This is a genomic window from Paenibacillus sp. LT-B23, from assembly GCF_059417685.1.
The window spans coordinates 1-12,353 of record NZ_JBSQBM010000047.1 but is presented as its reverse complement, the minus strand read 5'-3'; the positions used below and the strand labels follow the sequence as shown (position 1 = coordinate 12,353).

Here is a 12,353-nt window from a genome sequence, read left to right as displayed (position 1 = left end):
TTCTGGAGAGTAATCGCACCGTTATCTTCCAAGATATTCCCTGCATAACGCAAGATTTCCGGGTCGTGAATCCTGTCAAGCCTTTGCAAGATCACTGGAATAAATTCCGTTAAATCCGCATTTTTACTGGAAGCATGTAGAATCTGTAAAGCTTGCAGAAAATCCTCATATCCATCTGATTGCAACAGCTCCAGAAGATATTTTCTACCCGCGTCAAAAGAAGTTTTGCAGATGAGCCAAATTACTGTGGTACGATTTTTTGGGCTTTGCTCCGCAATATTTTTCAAAAAAGCAAGGGTTGGCTGAGAGACTTTCTTAAACTTGAACATTCCATCAAGCGCTTTGGCTTGGATTTCTTCGTTTGGAGCGCTCTGATAAATCTGGATCAGCGCGTTCTCATCACCCGGCATTCGACTGCCAAACCACCCGATATCATAATCCAGAATAATTTCATCCAGCCAGCGCTCGTACCAGTCCAGAAAGCTGTCTTCATAGACAAAGAAAAAGGGATGATCGGGATGAAAATCGGAGGTGTACACAATTCTCCCCCTGTGTTTCCCTTCAAGTACGAGATACATGTCGTATTCGCAGCCTTGGGTGCCTATGCACAACATGCCGCCCAACACCTTATTACAGGTGTCGTCGTATTCCTCATCGGGGATGTCCTCCTCCTTGGTCAGGGGCTCAATCAGATGGTTCCATTCTTCTTTGGTCATCCCGGGATGCAGAACGGATTTTGCAAGGAGTGCCTGGCGCTCGGTATAGGAAGCTGCCTTTTCAATCGGATAAATTCCATAATAGGGTCCGGCGCCTCCGTTGCCGACTTTCGTTAAAAACTGCGCGTAAGGCTCAGGAAGTGTGACCTGATTGTGGGCTTGCCAGTCCGCCAGCTCTTTTGCAGTAAGCTTCTCATTAACCTTGTATTGATGTGAGGATGCTCCAAACACCGAGAAATCCGCGTCTTTGCGCATGGCTTGACTCAGTTTATTTTTTATTCGATCCAGTTGCGTTTCTTTCTTCCCAAACCACATATTTGAACCCTCCTGTTGACCATAGCCAGGTTTCCTTTGTTTGCTTATCCAGCAATTTTATTATTTTTTCTATGGGTCTTACCTCTTTAGAATTATATGTATCTTTAAGTAGGTTTCCATTGTATCTTCTCTTAAGGTCACCACTGAACCACCTTAGAGTACCACAGAAAAAGTCCATATGAATGGAATCTAACTAAACTCATCAAACGCAGATCATTTTAACCAACATATAGTGAGGAGGAAAATAATGAAAAGCCAGCGCGACGCAAGTCAAATCTGAAGGGAGCCGCTTAAATGCACCTGCGAAAATCCTTGCCCAGCAAGGAGCCTGTCCGATCTCCGCCAAAAAAACTTGCCACTACTTATGAAGGTTCAGCTTAACGTCTCTATCAGCGAAATTGCTAAAGGAGCTGCATCTGTCAGCTCTTTTAGCAATTTCGATCTGATGTGCGTATTGTCATTTTCTGACCTGTTTATCCACTGGAATACTCTGAGCAAAACGAAACACATTATGAGGATCGTACTTTCGTTTCACCTGCTTCAATCTGCCAAAGTTCACGCCATAATACGCCTTGGGCCAGTTCTTAATCTGCAGATCGGGAAAATTCACATAATCCCCTTTAACAAAGGGACGTAACGCTCTGCGAAACCTTTCCACCCACTGAATATTCCGCTCCTGCTCCCCGTTGTTTCTCCAGCGGGCTGACAGTTCGTAGATTGTCTCAGCCTTCCGATGAGGATAGGCCGTTGCAGTAGGCGATACTCGACTCACCGCGCTTCCTGCACCACCTAAGCTTTGACTCCACACGCTAGAATGCCTGTTGGGTGCTTTGGATAAAAAGTCACGTATAATTCGTACTCCTCCAGGCGGCAAAGCTTGGAACCCGTAGGCCCCGGTTATTTTAAACTTCGGTTCCAAATTCAGGTCCGATTCGGCAAAAAATTTGGTTGCTTCAATAAAAGGTACTGTCTTCACCATCACCTTCACCGGAGTCCCTGCTCGCAAGAGCGGTCTAACCAATCGACGCAGCTCCTCTGCACCGCCAAGCAATTGCCCAGTAGATACAATGGTTCCCACCTGCTTGGCAGCCATCTCAATTGTTGAGGTTAAGCGGTTCGTGACAGACGGGGCCCAGCGCTGCCAAGCCGGTAACACCTTCTCAAGATCACTCCATTTCCACGTAATACTGTAAATAGATACCGATGAGATCGGTCTAACCCGAAATGTATATTCTGTAGCAACACCAAAGTTACCTCCCCCTCCGCCTCGTGATGCCCACAACAGATCGGAATGTTTCTTTCTGTTTGCCACAATCGTCTTTGCCCCATACCGTCCCGAAGCTACGACCATCTTCACTTGTTTCAAGTTATCGCACGTAAGTCCATATTTGCGGGAAAGAAGTCCAATGCCTCCTCCCAGGGTAAGCCCAGCTACGCCTACGTCGGGCGCAGTCCCGGCCGGAATGGCCACACGCTTATCCCACAGCTTTTTGTACACACGGGCAAGTGGATTTCCCGTTTGTACAATGGCCTCTCTATTTTTTCGATCAACCTTAACCTTATTCATCTCGCTTACATCGATAATAATACCGCCATTTACAGCCGAGAAGCCTTCATAGCTATGCCGCCCGCTGCGCACTCGCAGCCGTATGCCCCGCTCACGAGCCCATTTGACTGCGTTGATCACATCCTGAGTTCGTTGGCAAAAAACAATGACCCTTGGAAATTTGGAAAAGCGCCTATTGAACTCCATTCTGGCCGTATTGTATGACGGATTGCCCGGAATTACGATCCTTCCGGTTAATCGTGTACTTTTCTTTTGCAACTTTTGTGCCATCTACTTTACACCATCCCTGCTCATGACATAAGCCTTTCTCATCAACTTATTTCTATGCAGGGACACCTGTCCTAGTAACGGCAACCGCCCAGTTTATATCGTAAAAGTAGACGTGGTCGTTTATCTGACCAAGAAGAACAAAAAACCTCTAAAACTTAAAGTCTCAGAGGCAATGAATCCCTTCATCTCACTACTTGTGGTACAGTTCACTGTAACATCTATAAAGCGAAATGAAGGACACCCTGATTGGATGTCCTTCATTATAGAGACAAGGGTCAAACACAACATTTCTACTGAGCAAATCGCCCAATCAGGCCGTCTTACTAAAACAAATCACATTGGAAATCCAGCCATCCCGAATACGGTTTACCTCTTACTAGTGACAAGCACTAGATCCAAGTATCATTGGCTGCTGTTAATTCGGATTCAGATCCGCTAGTGTTTACAACGCTTTTAGGCTCCACCAGCATGAGATGGCATTCCTTTTCAGCGGAAGGCTTCATCTCTATCCCCTTCGGGACAATAAACATCTCACCCTTGGAAATTTTTACTTGACCATCACGAAAATCAAGGATCATCTCACCTTCGAGTGCGATAAAAACCTTATCGGTATCTTGATGAACATGCCATTCATAATCCCCAGCAATTTTAATAAGCTTAAATTGATAGTCATTCATTTCACCAATGACTTTCAGAGACCAATAGTCGTTGAATTTAGATAGCTTCTCATTCAGATTAATAGCTTGGTAATGGATATTAATCCCTCCTTATTTTTAATGTTCAATATACCGTTACAGTGAACAGGCCTATAATCTTTTGCATATGAAATTCCTCGAACATCATGTTTTCTTGGATTTGACACTATTATAGTAAAGTAATTTTTAGATTAGAATGGATGGTTGCTGAAATTAGCATGGATTATTGATGAACTTCTCTCGATATTCAGAGGGAGAAATACCACATTGTTTCTTGAACACTCTACTAAAATAAAAGGGGTCAGCAATTCCAACAGTTTGCGCAATTTGTTGCACAGGCGCATCACTTGTAAATAGCATTTCTTGCGCCATGTTTATACGATATTTTAATAAATATTCTGCTGGTCCCATACCTGCATGTCTTCTAAACACGTAAGAAAGTCGATTTCGATTAACGTTATTTTGTTCTGCAAGCGTTGCTATTGTAAGGCTTTGATAATAGTATTCTTGAATATAATTAGATACCCGTTCGAATAATGTATACGATTCACAACTATTTTGCCTATTATCAACACATAATAAGGCTTCATTTAGTACATCGCGAAACAGCATCTCGGTCTGAAACATCGAAATGCCTCCACGCTGATTATAAACATGCCAAAGACGCATAATTAATTCAATAAGACGAGGAGATTGCCCTGTTAATAATTCAAAATGCTGATGCGAAAAGCTTGACTCTTCTATTTCTGAGTTACATATTCGGTATAAAACCAGGATGTATTCCCAGTCAGTTTTACCAAACACTTGTTGGGCTAGTTTCATTTTTGCACCCCCATGCAAAACTTTTCCTGGCGAAAAGATATAAGGCGTGCCATTAAATTGAAATTGAATTTTTCCTGTAAGAGGAAACACAAATCCAGGAAAAGAATCTGTATAGTCAGCGTGAGGCACACCTGGATTTCTAGCGTATCGATATACTCCTTGTACTTGAAAAGGAGTGTGTGCCAGATGCTCTGCTAACTGATTAACGTCGATTTTCACATTGCATACCTCATTTCAATAGTAATAGACCGTTAATCCTGAGATCAATCGTTGTTCATCCTGTGCAGCTCTTGACCACAAGCAGTACCTACGATTTAACAAGCTGCTGTCCCAGTTATCAGGTGAGGAGCAATTCCGCTTTTTGCATAGCTTTTACCACAGTTCTTCCAACTAATCAGCGGATAATTCAATCCGGTCAGACACCGGACAAATTATTTTCCGAATGTTCGGCAGTTCAAGCATGGAGGCATTGGCATGGAGAACCGATTTTAAGGTCAGTTTCCCACCCTCGTCTATTTTTACATTATTGATAACAATTATCATTGTCAACCTATACGAACAAGTCTTCATAATGATGCACACAAAAGGCCACCGAAGTTGCATCGCGCTGTCTGTAACGGCAATTTAAAGGCCATCCTTTGTGGGATGGCCTTCTCTTTAAGATACGCTTTATTCAACTATCGTTACCGGAATACTCTTATAATGGCAACGTGATCCTGGCGACAATCATTCCGGGAAGCTGTTTTACTGGCAAGAAGCTTCAAACGGCGGTCAAGGTAGATTCCTCCGCTGCCATTATAAGCGTTCATTAATTTTAATCAACAATTCCTTTAAGACTTGCTTCTCCTCTTCGGTAAGAGCTTGAACGATTTCGTCCTCCACCCTTTGGAAGGAGTCATTAAATTCTTCAATTAATTCAACAGCTTTTGGTAAAACATAAATGTTTTTTTGCCGTTCATTATTGGCTGGGATTTTTCGCTCGATGAATCCTCTTTGCTCAAGACCTTGAAGCATACTTGTAATGCTGGCTCCGCGCAGATGAAACCGATCGGCAAGATCCCTCTGAATTAAATCAGTTTCTTGGTTCTCGTAGATGTAACCGATTATTTTTCCTTGTTGAGCGTTTAACCCCAATTCTTTTATGCTCTCGCCCGCTTTTTTCTTTAACTTAAGGCCGATAATCTGAAACAAATCCAGATAAGACGTATCCTCGCGAGGCTTCATGATCGTACCTCCTATAACTATTAGAAAGCTAACTGTAAGCAAATAAACTATACAGAGATCGGGTTTGTATGTCAAATAAAGATTAGTTTATTGACTGTTAGTTAACTAACAGTTATACTTCGAAGTGATTCAAGGACAACTCCGAGGAGGACTAACAAAATGAAGAATGCAGCTCAAAACTTTCCGCTAGAAAAAGTTACGGCGATTACAAATGCACGTATTTTCGATGGCGAAAAAGTTATCGATTCAAGAAATGTTGTCATCAAAGGGGAAACCATAATTGCAGTAGGTGGAAATCTTCCGGTAAACGCAACCATCATTGATGCGAAAAATATGACTTTATTGCCAGGCTTGATTGATGCTCATGTTCACACTTCCATTGGCGGATTACGGGATGCTTTAAAATTCGGCGTTACGACAGAACTCGAAATGAACGGCGATTTTACGGAAAGAGGGCGGGCGATCCAGTTGAAAAATGTGGATGACGTAGCCGATGTCCGTTCGGCCGGTACAGCAATCACCGCTCCAGGAGGCCATCCTGATGAACTGCTGCCAGATGGGGACGAAATCCCTGATTTTGTATTAAAGGAATTGGAGAAGTTATCGAAGGAAGACCGGGAAGCTATGCTGGCCGCTTACGCTCACGATCACGAAGAAGTCCCCCAAGTGACGACTGTGGACGAAGCGATCAAACATGTGCATACCCAAGTGGAGAATGGCGCCGATTATATTAAAATCATGATTGAAGAAGGAACGGTCATGGCTGCACCCGGTCTGCCTGTTTTAAGCGACGAGATTCTAAAAGCAGCCGTGGAAGAAGCCCATAAGTTCGATAAAATCGCCATGGCTCATGTCTTGACTGCTCAATCTTCGCAGATTGCCATCGATATTGGGGTGGACGGATTGGGTCACTTGTTTATCGACAGACCCGAATACACGTCCGAGTTGGTGAAATCCATAGCCGATTCAGGCGCGTTTGTGACTCCTTGTTTGGTATTAAACTCGTCCATTCTTGGGAATCCTGCATCGGAATTGGCGAATGATTCGCGTGTAAATTCCAAATTAAATCCGGAATGGATCGATATTTTGAACTCTAGCTTCAATACTTTCCCGCAAGGCAATATGGAGAATAGCTTTAAAAACGTGATGGATCTTCACCGCGCCGGAGTGGATATTCTGGTCGGTACGGATGTCTCCCCCGTTCCCGTTCCAAATCTCGGAGGCCTTGCACATGGTGCCAGCGTTCATCATGAAATGCAATTGCTGGTTAAGGCTGGGTTCACACCAATTGAAGCGCTTCGGTCCGCTACCTCGAAACCGGCACGTCGCTTTAGTCTTAACGATCGGGGCAATATTGCCGTAGGCGGGCGCGCTGACCTTATATTGGTGAATGGCGATCCGACAACCAATATCTCGGATACCTTGTCGATCGAAGCTGTGTGGTTCAAAGGTGTGCAACAACTAAGTTAACCATTTTTACCAAGGTAATTGGCTAAAACACTTTAAACAGGCATTCTACTTCGAAGGGTGCCCTCTTATTTATGTATCTATATTTGGTGTCCACGTCAATAATGGAGCGTTTTCTGCTCCTCCCTCCTTCTCACTGTCTTCAGATAGCAAGCGTGGGACGTTTGGGAAAGGACTAGTGCAATTTGCAAACACGAATTTCCTGGTGAGCGCGCCTAAGTTTGCACTCCTTCTTTCATCCGCGTTTGTCAAAAACCGACCTCCTTAGAAACATTTACGCCTCAAACGGTTTTGTCCCACTTATTTTTCGTCTCACTTATGATACGGTTCACCGCGATGGCTGTAACGGCAAGATTTAGGGCCATCCTTTTGTGGGATAGCCCTTTCTTTGATCTCGCATCTTTTTTGCAAATAGAAAAAGTGGATGGATTTCTCCAATTGCGCTTTCGCTTACTTTAATATTCTCCTTTAATTACAAAAAACGATCCCCGAATTGTTCCAGCTAGTTTTGACTTCTGCCTAGCAAACTTAAACTTCCCTTCTAACTCCTTTGGTACCTCCATCCCCTCAGAAAGCTTGAAACCAACGGCCCGCTTCTTAGTATCATCAACCGTATACATGACGTTGACCTCAAGACCATCCTCATAAAAGACGTAAGCAAATTTAATATTTTCCACTTGAAAACGTGACGTTTCTAAAGGTTTGGCCACAAACTCAATATCACGCTCTTTCAGAACTCGGTTCACATAATCAAGGGTCTCCTGATTTTCACTAGCTGACACAACCGTAAATTCATGCTTGTATTTGTTCATAAAGTAACGGGCTTCATTAGCACGCAAACCAGCAAGCGCTTCTACTACAGGTGAAGACTCTAAACCAACCGTAGACACATTATTAAAATCAACGATATAGGATATTTCCATCTCTCCTTTTATCCCATTATTCCCAAAAAAACTTGCTGCTATTTATGTTACGGTTCTGCGATCACAACTTACTGGTACACATAAATCGTCACCGATCCAAAGGAATATTCTCTCCAACTTCCTTCTGTCTGTGGAAACATGGGCGTTGGGAAGCATGTCAACTTGAGCTCAGTTAGGGTATGATTGGCAGCAATAAATAAGAATCAAATTCATCCCCTATATATAGAGTAATGTCTGCATCCCAAACCCTGTCATCCCCCGTCTGAGTCAGCAGTGCGCAGCCACTCTGATTCTGGCTTCCAATTTCCAGGAGCAATCGGTTTCCTTTAGCTACAACAATTGCGCTATCCCATATCTCAATATCCAAGCAATAGACTTCTCCTGGAACCAGCTTTTGAAACTCATCGAAGGTGTAATAAGGCTTATACTCCGTGGATAATTCATCATCAGTTTTACGTAAGGAAGCGCGCAGCCAGCCCTGGCTAATTGGGAATTTCTCCGTTAGTGCTCCTGAGTTAACGACCTCATTGCCTAGTGAGTCAATATTTCGCAAAGATACGAAAATGTCCATATCATCTGTAGTTGACGATGCCCACAAACGGAGTTTGATAGGCCCGAGAATCTCTATTTCGTTATCAAACGGATCGGTTTCAAACAGAACACGCTTTGAATTGTTTTCCTCTCTCGAGAATTCTTTCACCATAAAAGGCTTTGCCCAGTGCTTTGACTCGCACTCCTTATCGCCTTCATAGCAAAGCCGGGCCTTGGCTTGCGGAGGCTCTTGCGAAAGCAGATTCGAGCTTGCATCAAGGTAAAAGCGGGTCCATTGGGTGCGCTTAAGCGGATACTCGTTCTCGTAGCGCCATGTGTAGTTATTGCCTCCGCGAGGAATGGCAAGCTTCACTTTCGGTTCCCTCATTATGCCAGTGTCGAGTCCTTTAAGCCAATAATCCAGAAATTTTTTCTGCAGTTCCCGACCCTGAGCGGTGTAAAATGCGCCAACATGGCTCCCGATATGTACTTCAAGCCACTTGTGCTCTGATACCGCATTCTGAAAACCCAGGAAATTTCCACGGGTATGCATTCCGGCGCTAAACCAGTTGCTTGCGGATAATAAAGGCACCTCTACTTTACTCAAATCAGAAAATCGATTCGTCCACGATTGATCACGTAATGGATTGTTTTTTACCATCTCCGGGAAATCAGTGCGATTGGCTTGCAATTGTTCTTCCGAGAATTTTCCATCGGGATTGTATTGATGCGCCAAAACTCCGTTCTTCCACCAGAATGAAAGAAAACCGTTCGCCTGGATTCCGCCCGGATAACAGAATTCTGCATAATAATCTACTGTACCTTCCCAAGGTATGATACAAGCTAAATGAGGAGGTTGTTCGGATGCCACGGCCCATTGGCTCATAGCCAAATAGGAGATGCCCAGCAGTCCTATCTTTCCATTGCTCCATGGTTGCGCTCCAGCCCATTCGATTGCATCATAGTAATCCTTCTTCAAAGCATTCGATAATATATCCAGCTTTCCTGGAGAATTACCGATACCACGTTCATCTACTCGCAAGACAGTATAGCCTTGTGGCACCCAAAATTCAGGATTTGGTGTCTCCCAACTAATTAAGGGCCCTTTATCCTGCGAGTGTGTATATTCTATTGCGATCGTTGGATTAGCAGGAGCAAATTGCGAGAAATGCAGATCCTTTCCATACGGACACATCGTCATGATTACTGGAAAACTCCCATCCACATTAGGCTGATAAAGATTTGCGGCGAGATAATTCCCGTCTCTCATAGGAATCTGCACTTCTTTCCAAGTAAGTTCATAAAAGTGATTACTTCTTTCGTTAATGTCAATAGGTAATGGATTCATAGCTTGCCTCCATTTGATAGTTTTTCTTCAAACCAGTCAATCAATAAGCAGCGTGCTTCTGTATCCTGTTCAATCGCATTGTGAACTTTCCCTGGATATACTACTAGGTTCTTATCCTTGCTGGAAACCTCGTCATAGAACTGTTTAATTCCATTAACATCAAACAGGATATCTCCTAGGTTTCTTTCTGATTTCTTGCAAGTGGATTCACTCCCTCCAATAATTATCCAGAAAAATTTTAGTACACGTGTACTAAAGTCAGTATATTCCTGCAAATACAGCAACTCAACTCTGGTCTTTATTGGGAATGGCACTCTTGGCAGAGGATTTTCGCAAATTATCTCTCGAATTCTTCCGTATTCTTAATCAAGCTACTTATTTCAGCTTGAAGGAACAATTTATGATATAATGCTTTTGATTTCAAGTGCATAGCACAAACGCTCTAAAGGAGATAGACATGGATATTAATTTAAGGGATAAGATCCTTGAGACTTCAATTGAATTATTTAATAAAAAAGGATATGCATATGTAACATTGAGGGATATTTCCGATGCGTTACATATAAGTCCTGGTAATTTGACATACTATTTCAAAAAAAAATATGATCTTATGATTGGTGTTATGGCAATGCAGTATGAAGAATACCAAAACTTAAATTTCTCAGCAGAGATTTCTATCGAAGGGCTGAATCAGCAGTTTTTAATTCTTAATGCATTCCGTAAAAAATATTTCTTTTATTTCTCCAGTTTTACAGAATTGCCTAAGTTGTATCCGGAGATAGCTAAAATGCAAATTAAGGTTGTTAATGATTTCTATACGCTTTTTACCAACATATTCAAGGGGTTTGTTAATAAAGGAATTATGAAAGAAGAATCATATGCCGGGCAATATGAAGATTTGTCCATTTCTTTACTATCGATAAATATGTATGGCACACAGGAAATAATTCTCCTCCAAAAATTTCTTCCAAAGCTGAAAAATATCTTGTCCATCCTATGGAGCCTTATACTGCCTCATCTAACCAAAGAAGGGATGGCCATGTATTGTCGGATAACGCAGGTTGATAAAACTCTTCCCCCCAAGCTATGCTACAAGCCAGATCAATCGGGTGGAGGCTTGGAAGGCTCAACATGAGGCCGCCAAGGCATCTTTTTGTAGCGGCAAGTTTTTGAATAAGGACCATCCCGATAAAAGGATGGCCTTTAGGACCGCTAATCTTCTATTTTAATTGCCTCGATATAAAGTTCGATTCTCACTTCATTCCCGACAACAATCCCACCTTTTTCCAGATGCGAGTTGAATGTCAAGCCAAATTCATTGCGTTCGATACTGGCTGTTGAATGAAATCCTACACGTTCCCGGCCGCGAGGGTCTTTATTTAGTCCTTCAAAAACGGTATGAAAAGTGATGGGTTTTGTTACTCCATGCAAAGTTAGATTGCCCGTAAGTTCATATTGCCTTTCGCCAGCAAGGACGCAGCTAGTGCTTTGAAACGTAATGGTTGGATACTTAGCTGCATGAAGGAAGTCGTCGCTCTTCAGGTGTTCATCTCGTTGTGATTGGCGAGTTGTGATACTATTTGCGTCTATGGAAGCCTGAATACCCATGGTTGTTAAATCGTTGGGGTCAAAACTCAAGATCGCTTGGAAATGCTCGAATACTCCTTTGATTCTATTAATCATTAAATGCGTTACCGAAAACTCAACGGAGCTGTGGTCCGGATCAACTTCCCAATTGATATTGCTCATAAATAAATTCCACCTCTATGATAAGATTTGAGAAAGGTCGCCCTATCTCCAAAACACTGCGCTATTCGCATGCTCCTAATATACAAAAACGCTACTGACAACGGGATGTCAGTAGCGTTTTAGCATTTTTTCGGCTTCCTCGTAAATCCGATTTCGGACTGTACAAGAAGCATGGGGCTGTCTCATAAGGGGCGCCCTTTTATTTCGTTGTACCTTAGAATCCCGACTATAAGGAGAGCTGATTTCTGCCTAAAAGTTTATTTTCGAGAATCAAGAATAAACATAGATGCATCTTGTCCCATGAATATTTTACTTCCATTATAAAAAGTTTTGGATTGAATATCTCTATAACCTATTTTAGTCATAATGTCAGTCAGCTCTTCTTGACTAAATCCGTTATGAACTATATCTGAAACTACTTTTTCATTTTTATTAAAATCTACGATTAATAAATGTCCTCCTTCATTTAGAACATCAAATAATCTGGATAAAACGAATTCAACATCATAAATATGGAGCAGAACCTGAGCCATAAAAATATAGTCAGCATGAAGATCCGATAGACCTTCCTTTTCAAAATCAAAGCATAATGTATCTGCATTCTGAATATTAAAATCGGAAATTTTTTGCTTTATTTGATTAATCATGTTTTGTGAAGTATCCAGAAAAAGCATAGAATTAAAATCGTTTAACAAGTTCATTCCGACGAGACCCGTTCCACACCCA

General features: G+C 42.4%; 13 protein-coding genes. 2 read left to right on the top strand and 11 right to left on the bottom strand.

The window, feature by feature from the left end; translation table 11 throughout:
* The 6 genes from ACWXW9_RS28630 to ACWXW9_RS28605 form a co-directional block, all read right to left on the bottom strand.
* Positions 1-1,031, bottom strand: a 1,031-nt coding sequence (locus tag ACWXW9_RS28630; RefSeq protein WP_494932147.1) for an SMI1/KNR4 family protein, incomplete at its 3' end; no start/stop codon positions are given.
* Positions 1,032-1,488: 457 nt separating this feature from the next.
* Complete coding sequence (locus ACWXW9_RS28625; RefSeq protein WP_494932146.1) at positions 1,489-2,868, bottom strand: FAD-binding oxidoreductase; 1,380 nt, start codon at positions 2,866-2,868, stop codon at positions 1,489-1,491.
* 389 nt (positions 2,869-3,257) lie between these two features.
* A complete protein-coding gene (locus ACWXW9_RS28620) occupies positions 3,258-3,623 on the bottom strand; it encodes a cupin domain-containing protein (RefSeq protein WP_494932149.1) in 366 nt (121 codons plus the stop codon).
* Between the two features lie 153 nt (positions 3,624-3,776).
* A complete protein-coding gene (locus ACWXW9_RS28615) occupies positions 3,777-4,604 on the bottom strand; it encodes a helix-turn-helix transcriptional regulator (RefSeq protein WP_494932145.1) in 828 nt (275 codons plus the stop codon).
* Between the two features lie 171 nt (positions 4,605-4,775).
* Complete coding sequence (locus ACWXW9_RS28610) at positions 4,776-4,928, bottom strand: hypothetical protein (protein ID WP_494932144.1); 153 nt, start codon at positions 4,926-4,928, stop codon at positions 4,776-4,778.
* Between the two features lie 252 nt (positions 4,929-5,180).
* Positions 5,181-5,609: a MarR family winged helix-turn-helix transcriptional regulator gene (locus ACWXW9_RS28605; protein WP_494932143.1), complete on the bottom strand. Its 429-nt coding sequence runs from the start codon at positions 5,607-5,609 to the stop codon at positions 5,181-5,183.
* A 159-nt stretch (positions 5,610-5,768) separates the two neighbouring features.
* Between ACWXW9_RS28605 and ACWXW9_RS28600 the strand changes: the two genes are divergently transcribed.
* Positions 5,769-7,079 (top strand): amidohydrolase family protein, encoded by a 1,311-nt coding sequence (locus ACWXW9_RS28600; RefSeq protein WP_494932142.1) that lies wholly within the window; start codon positions 5,769-5,771, stop codon positions 7,077-7,079.
* 452 nt (positions 7,080-7,531) lie between these two features.
* On the opposite strand, the gene ACWXW9_RS28595 is transcribed toward ACWXW9_RS28600, so the two are convergent.
* The 3 genes from ACWXW9_RS28595 to ACWXW9_RS28585 all read right to left on the bottom strand — a co-directional run bounded on the left by ACWXW9_RS28595 (position 7,532) and on the right by ACWXW9_RS28585 (position 10,153).
* A complete protein-coding gene (locus ACWXW9_RS28595) occupies positions 7,532-7,993 on the bottom strand; it encodes a DUF8821 family protein (RefSeq protein WP_494932148.1) in 462 nt (153 codons plus the stop codon).
* Between the two features lie 178 nt (positions 7,994-8,171).
* Positions 8,172-9,878 (bottom strand): CocE/NonD family hydrolase, encoded by a 1,707-nt coding sequence (locus tag ACWXW9_RS28590; RefSeq protein WP_494932141.1) that lies wholly within the window; start codon positions 9,876-9,878, stop codon positions 8,172-8,174.
* Positions 9,875-10,153 carry a hypothetical protein gene (locus tag ACWXW9_RS28585; RefSeq protein ID WP_494932140.1) on the bottom strand — a complete coding sequence of 93 codons (279 nt, stop codon included), beginning with the start codon at positions 10,151-10,153 and terminating at the stop codon, positions 9,875-9,877. The genes ACWXW9_RS28590 and ACWXW9_RS28585 overlap by 4 nt, the downstream gene beginning before the upstream one ends.
* 182 nt (positions 10,154-10,335) lie before the next feature.
* Between ACWXW9_RS28585 and ACWXW9_RS28580 the strand changes: the two genes are divergently transcribed.
* Entirely contained in the window at positions 10,336-11,013 is a 678-nt protein-coding gene (locus tag ACWXW9_RS28580) for a TetR/AcrR family transcriptional regulator (protein ID WP_494932139.1), read from the top strand.
* A 77-nt stretch (positions 11,014-11,090) separates the two neighbouring features.
* Here the strand turns inward: ACWXW9_RS28580 and ACWXW9_RS28575 are convergent, their stop codons facing one another.
* Both ACWXW9_RS28575 and ACWXW9_RS28570 read right to left on the bottom strand, forming a co-directional pair.
* Positions 11,091-11,627, bottom strand: coding sequence for a YceI family protein (locus ACWXW9_RS28575; protein WP_494932138.1), 537 nt, complete (start codon positions 11,625-11,627; stop codon positions 11,091-11,093).
* A 257-nt stretch (positions 11,628-11,884) separates the two neighbouring features.
* On the bottom strand, positions 11,885-12,353 hold a 469-nt coding region (locus ACWXW9_RS28570), incomplete at its 5' end, for a class I SAM-dependent methyltransferase (RefSeq protein ID WP_494932137.1).

What these genes read in the sequence shown, in the direction of transcription:
- ACWXW9_RS28575 (WP_494932138.1), bottom strand. Translation starts at nt 11,627, where the DNA reads ATGAGCAATATCAATTGGGAAGTTGATCCGGACCACAGCTCCGTTGAG.
- ACWXW9_RS28580 (WP_494932139.1), top strand. Translation starts at nt 10,336, where the DNA reads ATGGATATTAATTTAAGGGATAAGATCCTTGAGACTTCAATTGAATTA.
- ACWXW9_RS28610 (WP_494932144.1), bottom strand. Translation starts at nt 4,928, where the DNA reads ATGATAATTGTTATCAATAATGTAAAAATAGACGAGGGTGGGAAACTG.
- ACWXW9_RS28590 (WP_494932141.1), bottom strand. Translation starts at nt 9,878, where the DNA reads ATGAATCCATTACCTATTGACATTAACGAAAGAAGTAATCACTTTTAT.
- ACWXW9_RS28605 (WP_494932143.1), bottom strand. Translation starts at nt 5,609, where the DNA reads ATGAAGCCTCGCGAGGATACGTCTTATCTGGATTTGTTTCAGATTATC.
- ACWXW9_RS28600 (WP_494932142.1), top strand. Translation starts at nt 5,769, where the DNA reads ATGAAGAATGCAGCTCAAAACTTTCCGCTAGAAAAAGTTACGGCGATT.
- ACWXW9_RS28625 (WP_494932146.1), bottom strand. Translation starts at nt 2,868, where the DNA reads ATGGCACAAAAGTTGCAAAAGAAAAGTACACGATTAACCGGAAGGATC.